We start from the raw sequence: 20,735 nt of genomic DNA on the forward strand, positions 1-20,735 counted from the left end.
GAGGTCGGCGAGGCGCACGACCCCGAGACGCATCTGATCCCGGTGATGCTGGAGGCGATCGAGGGCCGGCGCCCGGCGCTGACGATCCACGGCACAGATTATCCGACGCCGGACGGGACCTGCATCCGCGACTACATCCATGTCAGCGATCTGGTGGCGGCGCATGTTCTGGGGCTCGACTGGCTGCTGGCGGGCAAGGGCAGCCGGGTGTTCAACCTGGGCACCGGGACCGGCTATTCGGTGCGTGAGGTGATCGAGGCCTCGCATGCGGTGACCAACCGCCCGGTGCCCCATTCCGAGGGCCCCCGCCGCGGCGGCGACGCGGTCCGTCTGGTCTCGGGCAGCGCCCGCGCCGAGACCGAGCTGGGCTGGTCCCCCGAACGCTCCGACCTCCCCACCATGATCCAGGACGCCTGGAAATGGTTCCAGTCACAAGGGTACAGGGGCTGACCGGAACGGGGCGGAGGCGCTCTCAGACGGGCGGCAGGGCGGCATCCGCCGCCAGCCGTTCGATCCGCTCGGGGCTTTCCAGCAGGTCGGCGAGGGTCAGCGACTCGATCAGCAACAGATAGGCGTAGAAGACCTGACCGAAGAGCCTGCGGATGCGGCAGCTTTCCTCGTCCTCGCAGTCGTCGCAGGGCTGGTAGGCCCGGCGCGACAGGCAGGGCAGCGGCGCGATCGGCCCGTCGACCTCGCGCAGCAACTCCCCGATCGAGACCTGACGCGGCGCCTTGATCAGCAGATAACCGCCCGACCGGCCCCGGCGCGAGCCGAGATAGCCGGTGCGTTTGAGATCCAGCAGGATATGTTCCAGAAACCGCTTGGGCGCGCCGGACCTCTGCGAGATCTGCTCGATGGTCAACGCCTCGCCGTCCCCGGCGGCCTCTTCCGCGAGCGCGATCAGGGCCTTCAAGGCATACTTGGTCTTCTGGGTGATCATAGGCCACGCATACGAGCGAAACCCGCGACGATCAAGCGCGGCTGTTGCCGGACCGTCCCGGCCGCGCTCGGCACCCCGAAAGACGAATTCTTAAGATACAGTGGCTTGACACCGAAGACCTGCCCAAAGCCATGGCGTTTTTGTCCACATGACGCCAGCCGTCGTCCCCGCCCGGGGCAATCCCTCGACCGAAACCGGAAAGGACGGGAGGATTTATCACGACAACCTCTGTAGACTTAACTGGCCACAATGGGGGATTCGCACCATGCAGCCAGCTCCAAGAGCGGGTTTCGGCGGGCTTGTGACAATGGGGCGGCACAATGCTGCCGCGCTGATCGTCTTTCTGGTCGCCTATCTGGCCCTCTTCGCCTTCATCCTGACACCCGAAAGCCTCTGGACCCAGCCGAGTTCTGCCACCGGCCACAGCCAGAACGCGGGGCGGTAACACCCGAAAGCCCCTCGGCGCCCATCCGCCGGGGGACCGAGCGCCCGACCCGGGCGGCCACTGGCTCCGGACCGGGAAAGGCGCGATAAGCAGGCGGCCCCGGGACCCGCCCGGACGGCGCGGGTCAAGGAGTCGCTGTCCCATGCTTGGCAAACTCGGCACCGTGTCCGGGCTGACCCTGCTCAGCCGGATCTTCGGGTTTCTGCGCGACGTGGTTCTGGCCGCGGCGCTGGGCGCAGGGCCGGTGGCCGATGCCTTCATGCTGGCCTTCCGCTTGCCGAACCATTTCCGCGCGCTGCTGGCCGAGGGCGCCTTCAACGCAGCCTTCCTGCCTGGATATGCCGCGCTGTCGGCCTCGGGCGGTCCGGCCAGACGCTTCGGCGCCGAGGTGCTGGGCTGGCTGTTGCTGGCCAATCTCGTGCTGCTCGCGGTGGCGCTGACCCAGACCGGATGGGTGCTGAGCCTCCTGGCACCGGGGCTTGGCGCCGAGGACCCGACCCGGGCGCTGGCGATCACGCTGACGCGGATCACCTTTCCCTACCTTCTGTGCATGTCGGTCGTGGCCTATCTGGGTGCGCTTCTGAACAGCCGCGACCGGTTCGCCGCGACCGCCGCCGCGCCGATCCTGCTCAATCTCTGCATGTTGGCAACGCTTTGGGCCGCGCCGCTCTTTCCGGGCGTGGCGCAGGCGGCGGCCGTGGGGGTCACCCTCTCGGGCGTGGCGCAGGTGGTGCTGCTGGCCGTGGCCGCGACCCGCGCCGGGATCGCGCTGAGCGTCGCCCCGCCGCGGCTGTCGTCCGAGACCCGGACCTTCTTCCGACGCCTCGGCCCGGCGATGCTGGCGGCGGGCGCGCTGCAGATCTCGGTGCTGGCCGATACGGTTCTGGCGACCTTCCTGCCCGCCGGGTCGCTGTCGACGCTTTACTATGCCGACCGGCTGTACCAGTTGCCGATCGGGCTGATCGGGGTCGCGCTGGGCACCGTGCTGCTGCCCGATATCGGGCGGCGGGCAGGGCTTGGCGATGCCGACGGGATGCGCCGGGCGCTGGACCGCGCGGCGATGGTCTGCCTCGCGACGGGCCTGCCGATGGCCGTGCTGATGGCGCTTCTGGGCGACTGGGCGGTCGAGGCGCTGTTCCGGCGCGGGGCCTTCGATGCCGAGGCCGCGCGCGCCTCGGCCACGATCCTCGCCGCCTATGCGCTGGGGCTGGTGCCCGCCCTGTCGGTGCGCTCGCTGGTCGCGGGCTTTCACGGCCGGGGCGACACCCGCACGCCGCTGACGGCGCTGATGCTGGCCGCGATCCCCAATCTGGGGCTCAAGCTCGCGCTGGCCCCGGTGCTGGGCGCGGCCGGTCTGGCGCTGGCGACCTCTGCGGGGATGGCGGTCTATGCCGGCCTGCTGTGGGTCCTGTCGCGGCGGCGCGGCCATGCTTCGGCGCTGCCGCGCGGGCGCGTCGCCGGGCTTCTGGCGACGACCGCCGTGATGGCGGCGGCGGTGCTGGCCCTGAAGGCGCCCCTGCGTGCAGCGGCCGAGGCGGCGCTGCCCGGGGGCGCGCTGGCCGCAGCCCTGATCGCGCTGGGGCTTGTGGGGCTTCCGATCCAGGCGGCGGGCAGCCTGCTTTTCTTGCGCGGCTGGCGCCCGGCCTGAACGGCGGCCCAGGCCGAAGCCCGCTCCCGGCGGCTTGCCCGGCGACGGAAACCCGCCCGCGGCCCGTATCAGCCTGCAACGCCCCTTTCGCCGCATTGCGAGCCTTTCCCGATGAAAACCAGACTGCGCCTTCTGATCCTTCTGGCCGCCGCCGCGCTGGGCGCCGGAGCCTGGGCGGTCTCGCTGCGCGACACCGCCACCGGCACGCCCGCCACCGCCGCCGCGACCCGCGGCACGGTCGAACGGACGGTTCTGGCCACCGGCACGGTCGAGGCAAGCCAGCTGGTCAGCGTCGGCGCGCGGGTCTCGGGCCAGATCGAGACGCTGGCGGTCGCACTTGGACAAGAGGTGACGGCGGGCGATCTGATCGCGCAGATCGACTCGCTCGACCAGCAGAACGACGTGCTGCAGGCCGAGGCCGATCTGGCCAATATCCTGGCCCAGATCGCGGCCAAGACCGCGAGCCTGAAGAAGGACGAACTGACGCTGAACCGGCAGGTCAAGCTGGCCGCGCAGAACTATGTCTCTGACGGCGATGTCGAGGCGGCGCAGGCCGATGTCGATGTCGACCGCGCCGATCTCGAGGCGCTCGAAGCCCAGCGCAAACGCGCCGAGGTGACGGTTTCGACCGCCAAGATCGCGCTGGAACGCACGCGGATCACCGCACCGATCACCGGCACCGTCGTCGCCATCGTCGTCGAGGAGGGCCAGACTGTGAATGCGGTCAACGACGCGCCGACCATCGTCAAGCTGGCCAATCTCGACCGGATGGTGGTGAAGGCCGAAATCTCCGAGGCCGACGTCGTGCATGTCAGGCCCGGGCAGGACGTGCGCTTTACCATCCTCGGCGAACCCGACACCCCGTTCACCGCGACCGTGCGCGATGTCGAACCGGCGCCGAGCGAGATCGAGGACAGCGACACAATCTCGACCGACGAGGCAATCTATTACAACGGCCTGCTCGAAGTCGACAATCCCGACCGCAAGCTGAGGATTGGCATGACGACCCAGGTCTCGATCGTGCTCGACCGCGCCCAGAACGTGCTGACCGTGCCCGCCTCGGCGATCAGGACCGGCCCGGGCGGCGCCGAGGTCGACCTGTACCACCCCGCCACCGGCAAGGTCAGCCCGCAACCGGTCGAGGTCGGGCTGAACGACAAGGTCACCGCCGAAATCGTCTCGGGCCTGTCCGAAGGCGACCGCGTCGTGACCGGATCGGCCGAGGCTCCGGCGGCCGAAGGCAGCGGATCGCGGCGGATGCGCCCGCCGATGGGGTTCTGAGATGGACGGCACCGAACCTGGCCAGCCGCTGATTGCGGCGCGCGGCATCACCCGCAGCTTTCAGGCGGGCGACGAGACCATCACCGTTCTCGACAGCGTGGATATCGAGATCCGCGCGGGCGAGATGGTGGCGATCATCGGCGCCTCGGGGTCCGGCAAGTCGACGCTGATGAACATTCTCGGCTGTCTCGACCGGGCGAGTTCCGGCCGCTACCTCTTCGACGGGCAGGATGTCTCGGCGTTGGGTCCCGACGCGCTGGCCGAACTTCGGCGCGAGCATTTCGGTTTCATCTTCCAGCGCTATCAGTTGCTGCCCGATCTGGACGCGGTCGGAAATGTCGAGGTTCCGGCGGTTTATGCGGGCGAAGGCGCCGGGCCGCGGCGCGCCCGGGCGACGGACCTGCTGCGGCGGCTCGGCCTCGGCGACCGGCTGGACCACCGGCCGAGCGCGCTTTCGGGCGGCCAGCAACAGCGCGTGTCCGTCGCGCGCGCCCTGATGAACGGCGGCGAGGTGATCCTGGCCGACGAACCGACCGGCGCGCTCGATTCCACCTCGGGCGAAGAGCTGATGGCGTTGCTGCTGGATCTGAACCGGCAGGGCCATACGGTGGTGATGGTGACCCATGACCCGCGCGTCGCCGCCCATGCCCACCGGGTGATCGAGATCCGCGACGGCCGGATCGTGTCGGACACCCCCACCGCCGCCCGGACCGGGGCGGACAGGCCCGACCGCCCGGTCCGCCGGATCCGCGCGGGCGCCGGGCTGAGACGCCAGATCGAGGCATTGGCCATGGCCGCGCGGGCGCTTCTGGCGCATCGGGTGCGCAGCCTGCTGACCATGCTGGGCATCATCATCGGCATCGCCTCGGTGGTGCTGGTGGTGGCGCTTGGCAATGGCAGCCAGCAGAAGGTGCTGGAAAACATCAGCTCGCTCGGGACCAGCACCATCACCATCCGCTCGGGCAGCGGCTTCGGCGCGCGCGACGCCAACCGCTTCGAGACGCTGGTGCCCTCGGATGCCGATGCGCTGGCACTGCAGGACTTTGCCGACAGCGTCTCGCCGGCGGTGTCCGACAGCCTGTCGGTGCGCTACCGGAACGTGACCTCGACCGCCTCGATCGGCGGGGTCAGCGGCGATTATTTCCAGGTCCATGCCTATACCACCCTGCAAGGCACCGTCTTCGGCCCCGAGGACATCGCCGCCCGCGAACAGGTCGCGGTGATCGACGAGGACACCCGCGACACCTTCTTCGGCGCGGGGGCCGACCCGCTGGGCGAGGTGCTGCTGCTGGGCCGGGTGCCGGTCCGGGTCATCGGGCTGGTGCGCGCGACCGGGGCGACCTTCGGCCCATCCTCGCTGAATGTCTGGATCCCCTACACGACCTCGATGGCGCGGGTTTCCGGGCAGGACCATTTCAGCAGCATCGCGGTCCGGATCGCCGATGGCTATGACATGACAAAGGCGCAGGACGCGATCCTGGCGCTGATGCTGACCCGCCATGGCAGCAAGGATTTCTTCCTCACCAACAGCGACTCGATCCGCGAGACCATCACCAGCACGACCCGGACCCTGACCGCGCTGGTCGCGATGATCGCGGTGATTTCGCTGATCGTGGGCGGCATCGGGGTGATGAACATCATGCTGGTGTCGGTCACCGAGCGGACCCGTGAAATCGGGGTGCGCATCGCCATCGGCGCGCGCCGGTCCGACATCGTCGCGCAGTTCCTGATCGAGGCGGTGCTGGTCTGCCTCGTCGGCGGGCTTCTGGGGATCGCGGGCGCGCTGCTGACGGGCGAGATCGTCGACCGGGTCGCGACCGAGGTGCGGCTGTCCTTCTCGGGCACGGCCATCGCGGTCGCGTTCCTGTCCTCGACGCTGATCGGCGTCACTTTCGGGTTTCTCCCGGCCCGGGCGGCGGCGCGGCTCGACCCGGTGGTCGCCCTGAGCCGGGAATAGGACCTCAGGCGGCCCGCATCGCCCGGCGGCGCAGCCGGATCGCGGCGATCCCGGCCCAGAGCATGCCAAGCGGCAGGGTCAGAAGAACGCCGAAGCCCAGCGTCGGCAGGGCGATGACGAAGGTCAGCACGATCATCACGATCGCCGCCATGCGGCTGACATAGAACAGTCCGAACGGCCCCAGCAACAGCGCGGCCAGAATGGCGACGGCGACATTCGGGCCGCCATCCGCGAGGGTGGAGCCGGAAACGGCAGAGATATCGGTCATGGCAGGTCCTCACACCCAGCGCATTCGCCCGGACCAGAGGAGGCCCGGACCTCGATGCATCCTGCCTCTGCCCGAAATCGGGCCGAAATCGCGCGCCAATGCGGGCGGAGGGCGACGGATAAAGACAATTCTATCGCCGCCCCGATCGCCCCGAAGGACGGCGGCCGCCCCGGTTTCGACAGCTGGATTGCGAAACTGTAATCCGGCCGACAGGGGCACGCGATCCGAGGCGTGCTAGGGTCCGCGCGCCCGGCGCGGCGCGGATGTTGCACCGGCCCCGAGACTCGGCCATGCCGCGGGAGCGGACGCCCGCGAAGCCGTAAAAGAACGGGCCGACGCATGTGCCCGGTAGAACAGGAGAGGGCGGGGCGATGAGGCTCGGTCGCAAACCGGTGCTCGCCGGGCTGGCGGTGCTGGCGCTGGCGGGGGTGCTGGTCTGGTGGTGGACCCATCAACGGGTCTATCCCGGCACCGACGATGCCTATGTCGGGGCCCATGTGCTGACCGTCGTTCCCGAGGTGGGCGGCCGCATCGCCGAGCTGGCCGTCGACGAGAACGACCATGTGGCGGCGGGCGATCTGATGTTCCGGATCGAGGATCGCGCGCTGAAGGCTGCGGTCGATCAGGCCCGGGCCCGGGCCGATGCCGCGCTGCAATCGGCGGGCGCCGCCGCCGAGGCCGAGCTCGACGTGGCCCGCGCCGCCAGCCGCGAGGCCGAGGCCGACTATCTGCGTCAGGAGGGGCTGTTTCGCCGGAACGACGTGTCGCAATCGGCGCTCGACAGGGCGCTGGCCGCGCGCGATCAGGCCCTTGCCGAAGAGACGGCAGCGGCCCAGCAACTGGCCCGGGCGCAGGCCAGCCTCGGCGACGAGGGCGACCGGAATGCCGGGGTCCGCGAGGCGCTGGCCGCGCTGCAGATGGCCGAGATCGACCTCGACCACGCGACCGTCACAGCCCCCGAAAGCGGCTGGATCGCCAATATCGACCTCAGGCCCGGGTCTGTCGTGACCGCCGGACAGGCGCTTTTCTCGCTGGTGGGCGATGCCGAATGGTGGATCGAGGCCAATTTCAAGGAAACCGATCTGACCCGCATCCGCCCCGGCCAGCCTGCGGCCATCGGCATCGACCTTTGCCCCGCGCTCGATCTGGAGGGCCGGGTCGCCAGCATCGGCCCGGGGGCGGGGGCGGTCTTTTCGCTGTTGCCCGCGCAGAACGCCACCGGCAACTGGGTCAAGGTCACCCGCCGCATCCCGGTCCGGATCGCGCTTGACCCGGTGCCCGAGGCCGCACGGTTCTGCCTGAAGGCGGGCGCCAGCGCGACCGCGACCGTCGACACCACGGCCGCGCCCGGACCATGAGCGCCGCGCGCTGGCCCATCGTCCTGGCGGTGGTGCTGACCGCGATCCTCGAGGTCATGGACATGACCATCGTCAACGTGGCCCTGCCCCATGTAAAGGCAGCCTTCGGGCTGACCTCGGACCAGACCGTCTGGATCGTCACCAGCTACATCGTCGCCTCGGTGGCGGTGATGCCGCTGACAGGGTTCTTCGTGCGGCGGGTCGGCCGGCGGCGGCTGATCACATCGGCGATCCTGGGCTTTGCCGGCTTCTCGATGCTGTGCGGGCTGTCCTGGTCGGTCGGCACGCTGGTCCTGTTCCGGATCGGCCAGGGGCTGAGCGGAGCCTTCCTGATCCCGCTGTCGCAATCGATCTTGTTCGACGCCTTCCCGCGCGAGAAACGCGGCCAGGCCATGGCCTTCTTCGGGCTGGGCGTGGTGGTGGCACCGGTCTTCGGCCCGACGCTGGGCGCGCTTCTGACCGAATATTTCTCTTGGCGCGCGGTCTTCTACGTCAACTTGCCGCTGGCGGCCTTCGCGCTGATGCTGATCGCGGGCGAGCTTGAGGCCGAAGAGACCCGGGCGCTGCCGGTCGACTGGGCGGGTCTGGCGCTGATGCTGACGGCCATCGGTTGTCTGCAGATGACGCTCGATCTGGGCGAGACCCGTGACTGGTTCGGCTCGAAGCTGATCCAGGTCACCGCGCTGAGTTCGGCTGTGGCGGGGGCGCTGTTCGTCGTGCGGGGCTGGCACAAGCGCGACAACATCGTCGATTTCTCGCTGCTGCGCGACCGCAGCTTTGCCGCGGCGAATGTGGCCATCCTGGGCTTCGGGGTGTCGATGTTCGGCGCCATCGCCATCCTGCCGCTCTTCGTGCAGGGGCTTCTGGACTACCCGGTGCTCGACGCGGGCTATCTGTTCATTCCGCGCGGGCTGGCAGCGGGCGTGTCGATGGTCCTGACCGGCGCGGTGCTTCTGAAACGGATCGATGCGCGGCTTCTGGTGGTCGCGGGGCTTGGGCTGACCGGGCTGGGCAATGTGCTGCTGAGCGGGCTGAACCTCGATGCCGGGTTCTGGGATCTCGGCCTTCCCGGCGTGGTGACCGGCTTCGGGATGGGGCTCTTCTTCGTGCCGATGTCGACGCTGGCCTTCCAGAACATCTCGTCGGCGCGGCAGGACGAGGCCTCGGGCATCTATGGCGTCACCCGGTCGATCGGCTCGTCGATCGGCGTCGCCATCCTGGGCTGGCAGGTGTCCGAGCGCAGTCAGGTGCACTGGGCTTTGCTGGGCGAGGAACTGACCGCGACGCGCCAGGCGGTGGCCCAGTATCTGGCGCCGCTGGGCCTTGCCCCCACCAGCCCGGAGGGGGCGGCCCAGCTGGCCCAGACGCTGCGTGCGCAGTCGGCCATGCTGGCCTATCAGGATGCCTTCCTGCTGGCGGGGCTTGCCGCCTTCGCGATGATCCCCGCCGCGCTGGTCCTGCAAAAGCCGCGCCCGGGCGCGCCCGCCGAGACCGCGGCCACCTGAACGTCCGCGGCCCCCGCTGCGACAACGCCCCGTTCGCGTTCGCCGGTCCAGATGCTTGCAGCACTCGCCCCAATCGCTAGGGTGCGACGCATGCGACACCACCCTTCGGCCCGTCCGGCCGGCGGCGGATCGCCCACCGGGACGGTATATGGAAGGCTTCCTGCTCAACGCCACGCTTTATCTGCTGTGCATCGTGCTTGCGGTTCCGCTGGCCACGCGGCTGGGGCTTGGCTCGGTCCTGGGCTATCTTCTGATCGGGCTGGTTGTTGGGCCGGTGCTGGGGCTTGCCGGTGCCGAGATGATCACGCTGCGCCATGTCTCGGAAATCGGCGTGGTGATGATGCTGTTCCTGATCGGGCTCGAACTCGACCCCCGCGCGCTATGGGCGATGCGGGACAAGCTGGTCGGGATGGGCGGGCTGCAGGTGCTGATCACGGTGGCGCTGGTCACCGCGGCCGCCATTGTCTTCGGCCAGACCTGGCAGTCGGCGCTGGCCATGGGGATGATCTTTTCGCTGTCCTCGACGGCCATCGTGCTGCAGACCCTGACCGAAAAGAAGCTGATGAACACGCCCGGCGGGCGCAGTGCGTTTTCGGTGCTGCTGATGCAGGACATCGCGGTGATCCCGATGCTGGCGATCATGCCCTTCCTCGCCTCGCCCGAGATGCGCGCGGCCGAGACCGAGGGCACCCATGGCGCGATGCATCTGATCGAGGAGCTGCCCGCCTGGGGCGTGACGCTGGTCACGCTGGGCGCGGTCGCGGGCACGGTGCTGGCCGGTCACTATCTGGTGCGCCCGCTTTACCGTTACGTCCAGGCGGCGCGGCTGCGCGAGCTGAACACCGCGATGGCGCTGGTGATCGTGGCGGGGATCGCCTCGCTGATGCTGATGGTGGGGCTGTCGCCCGCGCTTGGCACCTTCCTCGCGGGCGTGGTGCTGGCCAATTCGGAATTCCGGCACGAACTGGAAAGCTCGATCGAGCCGTTCAAGGGCCTGCTGCTGGGACTGTTCTTCATCACGGTCGGCGCGGGCATGGATTTCTCGGTGTTCTGGGACGCGCCGATCCTTCTGCCGGTCTATGTGACCGGCCTGGTGCTGATCAAGGTCGCGGTGCTGTACGGGCTGGCGCTCGCCTTCAAGCTCGACCGGTCGAACCGCTGGCTGTTCACGCTGGGGCTGGCGCAGGCCGGGGAATTCGGCTTCGTGCTGGTGGGTTTCGCCTCGTCCCAGCGGATCATGCCGCCCGACATCGTCGCCATGTCGAGCCTTGTGATCGCGCTGTCGATGCTGATCACGCCCGCGCTCTTCATCCTGCACGACATCATCGCCCGGGTTTTGCAGGCGCGCGGCGGGCCGCGGCCCGATGCCGACCAGATCGACGAACACCATCCTGTCATCATCGCCGGGATCGACCGGTTCGGGCTGACGGTGAACCGGATGATCGCGCTGACCGGCGGACGGACCACGGTGATCGACGACGACCTGCGCGCGGTGCGGCGAGTCCGGCGGCTGGGCTTCAAGGCCTATTACGGCGACGCGACCCGGCCCGCGCTGCTCGATTCCGCGGGCATCGACACCGCCGAGGTGCTGGTGGTCTGCATCGGCGACGCCCGGGCCGCGACCACGCTGGTGCGCTACGCCCGGCGCGTGCGGCCCGACCTTTTCATCATCGCCCGCGCCCGCGACCGCGAACATGTCTTCGAGCTGTACCGCGCCGGCGCCGACGAAACCGTGCGCGAGGTCTTCGACAGCGCGCTGCGCTGCGGGCGCCGGGTGCTGGAAAAGACCGGGCTTTCCGCCTACGAGGCCGAGAATGCCGAAGAGACGCTGTTCAGCTTCGACCGCACGGCGCTGCGCGAGCTGGCCAAGGTCTGGAAGCCCGGCGTGCCGCTCGAGGACAATGCCGAATACATGGAGCTGAACAGCAAGCTTCAGTCCGATCTGGAACGCGCCTTCGCCGAAAGCCTGCTGCACGAGGCCGCCGCGCTGCGAAGCGAAAGCGAGACCACGACGCCGACCGACGTGCTGGCCGAATCCGATACCCTGCCCGAGCCGCGCTGAGCGCCCGTCCGGGGTGCGGTGCTTGGCGCGCTTTACCGTCGCGGGCGCCGTCCCGCAGACTGGGTGGGCCGGCGCCGATGCCGGTCCCGACCAGACCGGAGCCAGCCCATGGCCAACCCGCTTTACGACCAGCTTTTCGGCCGCCATGCAGGGCGCGAGACGCCCTTCCTGCATCTGGCCGACGGCCGCACCCTGACCCATGCGGCCTTCCTGACCACCGCCGCCCGCTTTGCCCATGCGCTGAACGCCTTCGGGCTCGGCCCCGGCGACCGGCTGGCGGTGCAGGTCGAGAAATCGCCCGAGGCGCTGGCGCTTTATGCGGCCTGCGCCCAGGCCGGGGTGATCTTCCTGCCGCTCAACACCGCCTATACCCCGGACGAGCTGGCCTATTTCCTGTCAGACAGCGGGGCGCGGCTGTTCATCTGCGACGGCCGCCGGATGGGCGGGCTGACGCCGGTCGCCGAGGCTGCGGGCGCCCGGATCGCCACGCTGAATGCCGATGGCTCGGGCAGCTTCACGGTGATCGCCCGCGCCAGGACCGGCACCTATCCGACGGTGCCGCGCGACGCGGAGGATCTGGCCGCCTTCCTCTACACCTCGGGCACCACGGGGCGGTCCAAGGGGGCGATGCTGACCCAGGCCAACCTGATCTCCAATGCCGAGGTGCTGACCGATGTCTGGCGGTTCACCGCCCGGGACGTGCTGCTGCACGCCCTGCCGATCTTTCACACCCACGGGCTTTTCGTCGCCACCAACACCCTGCTGCTGGCCGGCGGGTCGATGATCTTCCTGCCGAAATTCGACACCGACGCGGTGATCGCGGCGCTGCCCCGCGCGACCGCGATGATGGGCGTGCCCACCTTCTACACGCGGCTTCTGGACGATCCCCGCTTCGACCGCGCACTGGCGGCGCCTCTCAGGCTCTTCGTGTCGGGCAGCGCGCCGCTTCTGGCCGAAACCCACCGCGCCTTCGAGGCCCGTACCGGCCACCGCATCCTCGAACGCTACGGCATGACCGAAACCAACATGTCGACCTCGAACCCCTATGAGGGCGAGCGCATCGCGGGCACGGTGGGCCTGCCGCTGCCCGGGGTCGATCTGAGGATCGCCGATCCCGAGACCCGGGCCGAACTGCCGCAGGGCGAGATCGGCCAGATCGAGGTCCGGGGCCCCAATATTTTCAAGGGCTACTGGCAGATGCCCGAGAAGACCCGCGAAGAGCTGTGCGAGGACGGCTTTTTCCTGACCGGCGATCTGGGGCGGATCGACGAGAACGGCTATGTGCAGATCGTCGGCCGCGCCAAGGACCTGATCATCTCGGGCGGGCTCAATATCTATCCCAAGGAGATCGAAGAGGCGCTGGACGCCCAGCCCGGGGTGCTGGAAAGCGCGGTGATCGGCGTGCCCCATCCCGATTTCGGCGAGGCCGTGGTGGCGGTCCTCGTGCCCGCGCCGGGTGCCGGGCCCGATCTGGACGCCATCGCCGCCGACCTCAGGACCCGGCTGGCCGCCTTCAAGCAGCCGCGCCGGATGGTGCTGACCCCGGCGCTGCCGCGCAACGCCATGGGCAAGGTGCAGAAGGCGGCGCTTCGCGCCGAGTATCGCGACAGCTTCGCCTGAGCACGCGTCGCGTCCGGGTCGCTATTGCAGGGCCATGATCGCGGCGAAAAGCCCGCCCGACAGCAGGGCTGTCGCCGGGACGGTGATGCCCCAGGCCGCGACGATGGTCATGAAATGCGACCGGCGCACCAGCTTGCGGCGGCGGCGTTCTTCCGGGGCCAGCCGCTTGGCCTGCGGCAGCGTCTGGTCCATCCGGCGCCAGCGCCGCTCGGCATCCCATTCGCGGAAGAACCCGACGCCGAAGACCCCGCCCACGGCGATATGGGTCGAGCTGACCGGCAGCCCCAGCCACGAGGCCACGATCACCGTCAGCGCCGCCGACAGCGCCACGCAATAGGCCCGGACCGGGTTCAGCTTGGTGATCTGGCTGCCGACCATGCGGATCAGCTTGGGCCCGAACAGCATCAGCCCGAACGAGATCCCGAAGGCGCCGATCACCATCACCCAGACCGGAATCGCAACCTGCCCCAGAACCTCGCCGTCCTGCTGGGCATGGACGATGGCCGCCAGCGGCCCGACCGCATTGGCCACGTCGTTGGCACCATGGGCAAAGGACAGAAGCCCTGCGGAAATCACCAGAGGCCCGGTGAACATGACCTTCAGCGACCGGTTCCGGTTCTCGAGCCCCACCGACTGGCGCCGGATCAGCGGCACCGAAACCAGCCCGACCAGGACCCCGACCAGCACCCCGATCAGCGCCGCATGCCCGAGCCCGATATCGAAGAGGTGTTTCAGCCCCTTCATCGCCAGATAGGTCGCAAAGGCGGCCGACATCACGCCGATCAGGACCGGCACCCAGACCCGGGCCGCCGCGATCTTGTCGTCCCGGTAGACGACCTTCCACTTGATGAAGGCCAGCATCCCGGCCGCGATCACCCCGCCCAGAAAGGGAGAGATCACCCAGCTGGCGGCGATGCCGCCCATGGTAGGCCAGTTGACCGCGGCAATGCCCGCTGCGGCGACGCCAGCGCCCAGAACGCCCCCCACCACCGAATGGGTGGTCGAGACCGGCGCCCCGATCCAGGTGGCGATGTTGACCCAGACGGCGGCCCCCAGCAGCGCGGCCATCATCGCCCAGGTGAAGGTGGCCGAGTCCGCGACGCTTTCGGGCGCGATGATGCCCTTGGAAATGGTCGAGACCACGTCGCCGCCCGCGATCAGCGCGCCCGCGCTTTCGCAGATCGCGGCGATGGCGATGGCCCCGGCCATCGACAGCGCGTTGGCGCCGACCGCAGGACCCATGTTGTTGGCGACGTCATTGGCCCCGATGTTCAGGGCCATGTAGGCCCCGAAGGCCGCCGCCGCCATCACGAACAGAAGGCCCGGCGTGTTTCCCGTCACCAGTGCCGCGGCCAGCGCCGCCGCGATGATGAAGGCCAGCGAGATTCCGACGCCCACCAGCGGACGCGACACGGATTGCGCGGCGGTTCCAACCTGCGACAGGCGCTTGAGGTCCTTGTCCAGCGTCTTCCACTGGCGGTCCTTGAAACTGTCTGACAAGGGAAGCCTTTCCTCGTTCGGCCGTCCGTCGGGGACGCACGCCGCTCACTGCTATGAGACACCCTGCGGCGGGGCCTCCTGCGATTGAGGGGCCCAGAAACCGCAGCGCGCCGCAGGTCCGCACGCGCGGACGATCCGTCACGGCGGGGTCAATGTCACTGAAACGTCACATTCACAAGACCCGCCGGGGCCGACCCTGGCGGTTTCTCATCCCAATCGGGCCGAATGGGCCCCAGAGCGTGTCGTATTTGCGGTTGATGACGCTATATTTTTGCACATCTCCCAAAGTATGGCGTCTATGATTCGCGACAGTCGGTCGCGCAAAGCGCGCCCCTCCGGAGAGGCCCGGAGGAAGAACAGCGCGGACGCAGCCCCGACCGCGCAGGATGCGAGCGGAAAAGATGGACGGGAATTTGGCGACCGAGCCAAAGTCACCGGTCGGCAGCCAGATCGCGGCGCTGCCGTTTCGACGTGACAAGAATGGCCGCCTGAGCGTGCTCATGGTCACCTCCCGCGGGACGGGCCGCTGGGTCATGCCCAAAGGCTGGACCATGGACGGGCGCAAGCCCTGGGTCGCCGCCGAGATCGAGGCGCTGGAAGAGGCCGGGGCCGAGGGCTTCATCGCGACCCAGAGCATCGGCACCTACGATTATGACAAACGGCTCGACGACGGCTCGGTGCTGCGCTGCCGGGTCGAGGTGTTTCCGATGATCGTGAAGACGCTCAAGCGCGACTGGAAGGAGCGGCGCGAACGCACCCGCCGCTGGTTCAGCCCCAAGGCCGCGGCCCGGCGGGTCGACGAACCCGAACTGGCCACGCTGCTGCGGTCGCTGTCGGGCAAGCCGCAGAAGGTGCCCGTGATCCGCGACCTGATCCGGTCGGCCTGACCCGGATCGGGGGCGCCCGGGGCGGCCGGCGTTCGCGCAGTGCCGCCGACAGCGTCATCGCCGCCCAGCAATGCGGCACGGCACGCCTGTGGGCCCGGCCGGACGGCGGATCGCTTGACGGCGCCGGGCCGAGATCCAAGGCTGGATCCCAGGAGCGCAAAGATGACAGCTGACACCGCCTATGACCGGTTGATGGCCGGGGCCGCCCGCGCCCGCTGGGACGCGGCCGACCTGCATGTTGCCGCCTCGATCCTGGCGCTCGCCCTGTCCGAAGCCCCGGTTCCCGAGGACCTGCCCGCCCATTGCGGTCTGGACGCGGCCGAACTGGCGGGGCTGCTGGGCGCCCTCTTTCCGGCGGCGCCGCGCGAGTTTCTGCGCGGCATCGGCGCCGTCCCCCGCGGCATCGAGGAAGACTCGCTGCGCACGCTGCTGCTGGCGCATGCGGGCGGCACGGCGCTGGCGGTGCCGCTGGCCTCGATGATCGCCCGCCGCGCGATGGAGCCCGATCACCTCTGGCAGGATCTGGGCCTGCGCAACCGCGGCGAGCTTTCGGCGATGCTGACCCGGCATTTCGGCCCGCTCGCGGCCAAGAACACCGCCAACATGAAATGGAAGCGGTTCTTCTACCGGCTGATCTGCGAGGAGGAGGGCTTCGTTCTCTGCGCGACGCCGGTCTGCACCGACTGCGCCGATTTCGACATGTGCTTCGGCGAGGAAAGCGGCGAATCGCGGCTGGCCCGCGCGGGCCGGGCCGAGCCGCCGGACGGCAGCCCGCCCCCGGCACGGGCGGACGGCAGGGTCAGGTCTTGAAGATCCGGTAGATCGCCGGGATCACCAGCACCGTCAGCAGGGTCGACGAGGCCAGCCCGAACAGCAGCGACAGCGCCAGCCCCTGAAAGATCGGATCCGCCAGGATCACCGCCGCCCCGATCATCGCGGCCAGCGCGGTCAGCAGGATCGGCTTGACCCGCGTGGCCCCGGCCTCGACCAGCGTCTCGACCGTGATCCGGCCCTCGGGATCGGCATGGCGGATGAAATCGACCAGCAGGATCGAGTTCCGCACGATGATCCCCGCCAGCGCGATGAAGCCGATCATCGAGGTCGCGGTGAAGGGCGCATGGAACAGCCAGTGGCCCAGCATGATGCCCAGGAAGGTCAGCGGCACCGGCGTCAGCACCACCAGCGGCAGCCGGAACGACCCGAATTGCGCCACCACAAGGATGTAGATCCCGACCAGCGCCACCCCGAAGGCCGCGCCCATGTCGCGGAAGGTGACCCAGGTCACCTCCCACTCGCCGTCCCACAAGAGGGCCGGCTTGTCCTCCGACAACGGCTGGCCATGCAGGCGGATCTCGGGCGCGGTCAGGCCCTGCGCCTGCCAGTCGACCCGGGCCAGCCGGTCCTGAACCGCCAGCATGCCGTAAAGCGGTGCCTCGAAATCGCCCGCCAGATCGGCCTGCACCATCTCGGCATATCGGCCATTATGGCGGAAGATCGGGAACGAGGCCTGTTCCTCGGTCAGCCGCACCACATCGCCCAGTTCGACCACACCGCGCCCGCCGGGCAGCACATTGGCCGGAACCGGCGTCGCCAGCGCCCGTTCATCGAGCACCCGGTCGGCCTTGTCGCGCGCGACCACGATCGGGATCGGCGCCCGCCCCGCACCGCGATGCGAATAGCCGACCGTGGTGGCGCCGTTCAGCATCCGGAGCGTGTCCAGCGCATCGGCCTCGGCGACATCGAAGAAGGCCAGATCGGACGGATCGGTCTCGGCCCGGATGCGGCGGGCGCGGGTGCCGAAGCTGTCATCGACATCGACGATGAAGGGCGTGTCCTCGAAGGCCTGCCGGACCCGGGCCGCAACCGCCCGGCGGGTATCGCCATCGGGGCCGTAGATCTCGGCCAGCAGCGTCGCGATGACGGGCGGTCCGGGCGGCGGCTCGACCACTTTCAGGACCGTGCCCGCCGGCAGATCGAGCGCCCCCAGCCGCTGGCGCAGGTCAAGCGCGATGGCATGGCTGGTGCGGTCGCGGGCATCCTTGGGCGAGAGGTTGACCTGCACATCGCCCTGTTCGGGGCTTTCGCGCAGGAAGTAATGCCGGACGAGCCCGTTGAAGTTGAAGGGCGCGGCGGTACCCGCATGGGTCTGGGCCGAAACCGCCTCGGGCATGGCCAGCGCCACCCTGGCGGCTGCCTGCGCCACCGCGTCGGTCGCCTCGACCGAGGCGCCCTCGGGCAGGTCGATGACGATGGCCAGTTCCGACTTGTTGTCGAAGGGCAGCAGCTTGACCGTCACGTCCCTGGTGTAAAGCGCGGCCATCGAGCCGAAGGAGACCGTCGCCACCCCCAGCAGGAAAACGAGGCTGATCCATTTGCGCGACAGGATCGGCCGCACGAGATGGGTGTAAAGCCGCCCCAGCCGCCCGCCCGGATGACCCGCCCCCGCGCCCCCCGCATGCAGAGGCGCCCGTCCCGCGATCTTCAGCATCAGCCAGGGCGTGATCGTCACCGCGACGAAAAAGGAAAAGATCATCGCGGCCGAGGCATTGGCCGGGATCGGGCTCATGTAAGGCCCCATCATCCCCGACACGAACAGCATAGGCAAAAGCGCCACCACAACGGTCAGGGTCGCGACGATGGTCGGGTTGCCGACCTCGGCCACGGCCTCGACCGCCGCCCGCACCCGGCTGTCGCCCGGTTTCATCATCCCCCAGTGCCGGGCGATGTTCTCGATCACCACGATGGCGTCATCGACCAGAATGCCGATGGAAAAGATCAGCGCGAACAGCGACACCCGGTTCAGCGTGTAGCCCATGGCATGGGCGGCAAAGAGCGTCAGCAGGATCGTCACCGGAATGACGATGGCCACCACCAGCGCCTCGCGCCAGCCGATGGCAAAAAGCACCAGCGCCACGATCGAGACCGTCGCCAGCCCCAGATGGAACAGAAGCTCGTTGGCCTTTTCCGAGGCGGTATGGCCGTAATTCCGCGTGACCTCGACCGCGACCGTATCGGGGATGAGCCCGCCCTTCATCTGTTCAAGCCGCTGCAGGACCTGTTCGCCCACCACCACGGCATTGGCGCCCGCGCGCTTGGCCAGCGCCAGCGTGACCGCGGGGCGGCGGACGATCTCGCCCTCGGGGCCGCGGGCAAGGCTCGCCACGTGACGCTCGTCCAGATCCGAGACGAAGCCGATTTGGGCCAGATCGCGCAGATAGACGGTGCGTCCGTCGCGCGCGGTCAGCTCCAGATTGCCGATCTCGGCAGGGGTTGCCAGCGTCCTGCCCAGCACCAGCCCGACCTGCTGGCCTGCGTCGCGCACCAGCCCCGCCGGGGCGGCGGCATTGGCACCCGCGACCTTCTGCGACAGCTCTTGCAGGGTGATCCCGTACAGCGCCAGCTTCTGCGGATCGGGGGCGACGCGCAGCGCCTCTTCGGTCTCGCCGACCAGATAGGTCAGCCCGACATCGTCGATCCGGACCAGTTCGGTCTCGGCCTCGCGGGCAATCCGGGTCAGATCGGCTGCGGTCACCGCGGTCTGGCCAAAGACCGGGGTGAAGGTCAGCGTGACGATCGCCACATCATTGATGCCGCGCCCGACCACCAGCGGTTCGGGAATGCCGACCGGGATGCGGTCCATGTTGGCCAGGATCTTGTCGCGCACGCGCAAGATCGCGGTGTCCTGACTCAGCCCCACCTTGAACCGCGCGGTCACCGTCGCCCGGTCGTCATAGGTCTGGGAATAGACATGCTCGACCTCGTCGATCCCCTTGACGATGGTCTCGAGCGGCTCTGTCACCAGCTTGACCGCATCGACCGCCCGAAGCCCGTCGGCCCGGACATGGATATCGACCAGCGGCACCGAAATCTGCGGTTCTTCCTCGCGCGGCAGGGCGATCAGCGCGATCAGGCCCAGCGCAAGCGCCGCCAGCAACAGAAGCGGTGTCAGCGGCGAGCGGATGAACCCCTTGGTCAGGTATCCGGCAAGGCCGAGGCGGCGGGCGGCGGGGCGGGTCTCGTCACTCATCGGGGCTCACCACGCGGTCGCCGGGTTCCAGCCCGGTCAGGATCTCGACCCGGTCGCGGCCGTCATGGCGCAGCCGTTCGCCCGGCACCACCACGCGCTCGACCGGGCCATCGGGCCCCGCCACCGCGACGAAATCGAGCCCGCCCCGATGCGTCACCGCGCCCGGCGGCACCAGCAGGGCCTGCCGGGTGCCGACCGGCAGCCGGACCGGCACCCGGCGCCCGACGAAACGCCCGTCGAGCCCCTCGACCTCGACATCGGCCAGCACCCGGCCGCCTTCGATCTGCGGATAGATCTTGACCAGCCGCCCGCTCTGGCCGTCGCGCCCGGTGCTGTCGCCGACGGCGATCCGGTCGCCCGGGCGCAGCGCCAGCGCATGCCGTTCGGGGATCGCGAGGCGCAGGAACAGCCCGCCGCCGCCGATCTCGGCCACGGTGTCGCCCGCCACCAGAACCGAACCGGGCGAGATCGGCACCGACAGCACCAGCCCGCTGCCGGGCGACAGCACCGCGCCCTCGGCGACCTGCTGCTCGATCACCCGACGCCGGGCGGCGGTGCTGTCGATCTGGCCCTCAAGCTCGGCCACCTGGGTCGTGAGTTGATCCAGCCGCTGCTGGGTGACGACGCCCCGCTCGCGCAGCGCCCTGCCCCGGTCGAGATCCCGCCGCGCGGTGTCGAGCTGGGCGGTCAGCGCCTTCAGCGTCGCGTCAAGCGCGCGCATCTGGAAGGTCAGCTTGTCGTCCTCGATCCGCGCGATTTCCTGTCCGGCCTCGACCGGATCGCCCTCGATCACCTTCAGTTCGGCCACCGTGCCGCCGATCCGGCTGCGCGCGGGCACCCGGTTGCGGGTCTCGACCTCGCCATAGACCGGCTTCCATTCGGTGATCGTCACCGGCGCCAGCACCGTTTCGGCCGCCGCCGCGGGCACTGCCGTCAGCAGCACCAGAATCGTAATGAGTCGCCCGCCCATCGCCGCACCTTTCCCCGGATCGCACCTGCCCGGGCGAACCGGTTCGCCCCCAGATCAACAAATGCAATTTATTGAATGTATGGGCCGGTTCCGTCGCATTTGCAAGGCCTCCGGACCGGCCGCCCGCTCCGGATCCTGTCGGGCGCCCGGCGATCTGGTGTAAAAACCGATTTGTTACAAAACGATGACCCCACCGCAGCCGAATCCGGCGGGCTTCGCCAGGCCCGACTGCGACATTCCGCGCCGCCATTGGCCTGTCGGAATCCC

The 20,735-nt window shown here is 69.2% G+C and carries 16 protein-coding genes; 11 read left to right on the forward strand and 5 right to left on the reverse strand.

Annotation, left to right across the window (positions count from 1 at the left end; all coding sequences use genetic code 11):
* Nucleotides 1–450, forward strand: a 450-nt coding sequence (locus EV657_RS01850; RefSeq protein WP_134076960.1) for an NAD-dependent epimerase/dehydratase family protein, incomplete at its 5' end; no start/stop codon positions are given.
* A 22-nt stretch (nt 451–472) separates the two neighbouring features.
* Here the strand turns inward: EV657_RS01850 and EV657_RS01855 are convergent.
* A complete protein-coding gene (locus EV657_RS01855; RefSeq protein WP_075784839.1) occupies nt 473–940 on the reverse strand; it encodes an RrF2 family transcriptional regulator in 468 nt (155 codons plus the stop codon).
* 265 nt (nt 941–1,205) lie between these two features.
* Here EV657_RS01855 and EV657_RS01860 point away from each other — a divergent pair, with 265 nt between their 5' ends.
* The 4 genes from EV657_RS01860 (at nt 1,206) to EV657_RS01875 (ending at nt 6,271) form a co-directional block, all read left to right on the forward strand.
* The gene (locus EV657_RS01860; RefSeq protein ID WP_134076961.1) at nt 1,206–1,385 is read left to right on the forward strand and encodes a hypothetical protein; all 180 of its coding nucleotides are present in this window, start codon (nt 1,206–1,208) and stop codon (nt 1,383–1,385) included.
* A 142-nt stretch (nt 1,386–1,527) separates the two neighbouring features.
* Nucleotides 1,528–3,033, forward strand: a complete 1,506-nt coding sequence (murJ, locus tag EV657_RS01865) for a murein biosynthesis integral membrane protein MurJ (RefSeq protein ID WP_134076962.1) — start codon at nt 1,528–1,530, stop codon at nt 3,031–3,033.
* A gap of 111 nt (nt 3,034–3,144) precedes the next feature.
* Nucleotides 3,145–4,314 carry an efflux RND transporter periplasmic adaptor subunit gene (locus EV657_RS01870; RefSeq protein ID WP_134076963.1) on the forward strand — a complete coding sequence of 390 codons (1,170 nt, stop codon included), beginning with the start codon at nt 3,145–3,147 and terminating at the stop codon, nt 4,312–4,314.
* Between the two features lies 1 nt (nt 4,315).
* The gene (locus EV657_RS01875; protein WP_134076964.1) at nt 4,316–6,271 is read left to right on the forward strand and encodes a MacB family efflux pump subunit; all 1,956 of its coding nucleotides are present in this window, start codon (nt 4,316–4,318) and stop codon (nt 6,269–6,271) included.
* Nucleotides 6,272–6,275: 4 nt separating this feature from the next.
* On the opposite strand, the gene EV657_RS01880 is transcribed toward EV657_RS01875, so the two are convergent.
* Entirely contained in the window at nt 6,276–6,539 is a 264-nt protein-coding gene (locus EV657_RS01880; RefSeq protein WP_134076965.1) for a hypothetical protein, read from the reverse strand.
* Between the two features lie 371 nt (nt 6,540–6,910).
* Here EV657_RS01880 and EV657_RS01885 point away from each other — a divergent pair, with 371 nt between their 5' ends.
* From EV657_RS01885 to EV657_RS01900, 4 genes are all read left to right on the forward strand, one after another.
* Nucleotides 6,911–7,897 (forward strand): HlyD family secretion protein, encoded by a 987-nt coding sequence (locus tag EV657_RS01885; RefSeq protein WP_134076966.1) that lies wholly within the window; start codon nt 6,911–6,913, stop codon nt 7,895–7,897.
* On the forward strand, nt 7,894–9,402 hold the full coding sequence (locus EV657_RS01890) for a DHA2 family efflux MFS transporter permease subunit (protein WP_134076967.1): 1,509 nt from the start codon (nt 7,894–7,896) through the stop codon (nt 9,400–9,402). Before EV657_RS01885 ends, EV657_RS01890 begins: the two co-directional genes overlap by 4 nt.
* A 148-nt stretch (nt 9,403–9,550) precedes the next feature.
* Nucleotides 9,551–11,464, forward strand: coding sequence for a monovalent cation:proton antiporter-2 (CPA2) family protein (locus EV657_RS01895; protein ID WP_134076968.1), 1,914 nt, complete (start codon nt 9,551–9,553; stop codon nt 11,462–11,464).
* 108 nt (nt 11,465–11,572) lie between these two features.
* On the forward strand, nt 11,573–13,084 hold the full coding sequence (locus EV657_RS01900) for a malonate--CoA ligase (RefSeq protein WP_134076969.1): 1,512 nt from the start codon (nt 11,573–11,575) through the stop codon (nt 13,082–13,084).
* Nucleotides 13,085–13,105: 21 nt separating this feature from the next.
* Here EV657_RS01900 and EV657_RS01905 read toward each other — a convergent pair whose 3' ends face one another.
* Entirely contained in the window at nt 13,106–14,584 is a 1,479-nt protein-coding gene (locus EV657_RS01905; RefSeq protein ID WP_134076970.1) for an inorganic phosphate transporter, read from the reverse strand.
* 401 nt (nt 14,585–14,985) lie between these two features.
* On the opposite strand from EV657_RS01905, the gene EV657_RS01910 reads away from it, so the two are divergent.
* Both EV657_RS01910 and EV657_RS01915 read left to right on the forward strand, forming a co-directional pair.
* Nucleotides 14,986–15,471, forward strand: a complete 486-nt coding sequence (locus EV657_RS01910) for an NUDIX hydrolase (protein WP_075784829.1) — start codon at nt 14,986–14,988, stop codon at nt 15,469–15,471.
* Nucleotides 15,472–15,633: 162 nt separating this feature from the next.
* Nucleotides 15,634–16,281 (forward strand): nitrogen fixation protein NifQ, encoded by a 648-nt coding sequence (locus tag EV657_RS01915; protein ID WP_075784828.1) that lies wholly within the window; start codon nt 15,634–15,636, stop codon nt 16,279–16,281.
* Here the strand turns inward: EV657_RS01915 and EV657_RS01920 are convergent.
* Both EV657_RS01920 and EV657_RS01925 read right to left on the reverse strand, forming a co-directional pair.
* Nucleotides 16,271–19,498: an efflux RND transporter permease subunit gene (locus tag EV657_RS01920; protein ID WP_134076971.1), complete on the reverse strand. Its 3,228-nt coding sequence runs from the start codon at nt 19,496–19,498 to the stop codon at nt 16,271–16,273. The two genes, EV657_RS01915 and EV657_RS01920, sit on opposite strands and share 11 nt — an antisense overlap.
* Entirely contained in the window at nt 19,491–20,468 is a 978-nt protein-coding gene (locus EV657_RS01925; RefSeq protein WP_134076972.1) for an efflux RND transporter periplasmic adaptor subunit, read from the reverse strand. Before EV657_RS01925 ends, EV657_RS01920 begins: the two co-directional genes overlap by 8 nt.
* Between the last annotated feature and the right edge of the window lie 267 nt (nt 20,469–20,735).

This window comes from Rhodovulum visakhapatnamense (assembly GCF_004365965.1).
In the GTDB taxonomy this organism is placed as follows: Bacteria; Pseudomonadota; Alphaproteobacteria; order Rhodobacterales; family Rhodobacteraceae; genus Rhodovulum; species Rhodovulum visakhapatnamense.

Excerpts from the sequence above, each read along its gene's own strand:
- EV657_RS01915 (WP_075784828.1), top strand. The coding sequence starts at position 15,634 with ATGACAGCTGACACCGCCTATGACCGGTTGATGGCCGGGGCCGCCCGC.
- EV657_RS01900 (WP_134076969.1), top strand. The coding sequence starts at position 11,573 with ATGGCCAACCCGCTTTACGACCAGCTTTTCGGCCGCCATGCAGGGCGC.
- EV657_RS01880 (WP_134076965.1), bottom strand. The coding sequence starts at position 6,539 with ATGACCGATATCTCTGCCGTTTCCGGCTCCACCCTCGCGGATGGCGGC.
- EV657_RS01855 (WP_075784839.1), bottom strand. The coding sequence starts at position 940 with ATGATCACCCAGAAGACCAAGTATGCCTTGAAGGCCCTGATCGCGCTC.
- EV657_RS01910 (WP_075784829.1), top strand. The coding sequence starts at position 14,986 with ATGGACGGGAATTTGGCGACCGAGCCAAAGTCACCGGTCGGCAGCCAG.
- EV657_RS01860 (WP_134076961.1), top strand. The coding sequence starts at position 1,206 with ATGCAGCCAGCTCCAAGAGCGGGTTTCGGCGGGCTTGTGACAATGGGG.
- EV657_RS01870 (WP_134076963.1), top strand. The coding sequence starts at position 3,145 with ATGAAAACCAGACTGCGCCTTCTGATCCTTCTGGCCGCCGCCGCGCTG.
- EV657_RS01875 (WP_134076964.1), top strand. The coding sequence starts at position 4,316 with ATGGACGGCACCGAACCTGGCCAGCCGCTGATTGCGGCGCGCGGCATC.
- EV657_RS01925 (WP_134076972.1), bottom strand. The coding sequence starts at position 20,468 with ATGGGCGGGCGACTCATTACGATTCTGGTGCTGCTGACGGCAGTGCCC.
- murJ (WP_134076962.1), top strand. The coding sequence starts at position 1,528 with ATGCTTGGCAAACTCGGCACCGTGTCCGGGCTGACCCTGCTCAGCCGG.
- EV657_RS01920 (WP_134076971.1), bottom strand. The coding sequence starts at position 19,498 with ATGAGTGACGAGACCCGCCCCGCCGCCCGCCGCCTCGGCCTTGCCGGA.
- EV657_RS01895 (WP_134076968.1), top strand. The coding sequence starts at position 9,551 with ATGGAAGGCTTCCTGCTCAACGCCACGCTTTATCTGCTGTGCATCGTG.
- EV657_RS01890 (WP_134076967.1), top strand. The coding sequence starts at position 7,894 with ATGAGCGCCGCGCGCTGGCCCATCGTCCTGGCGGTGGTGCTGACCGCG.
- EV657_RS01885 (WP_134076966.1), top strand. The coding sequence starts at position 6,911 with ATGAGGCTCGGTCGCAAACCGGTGCTCGCCGGGCTGGCGGTGCTGGCG.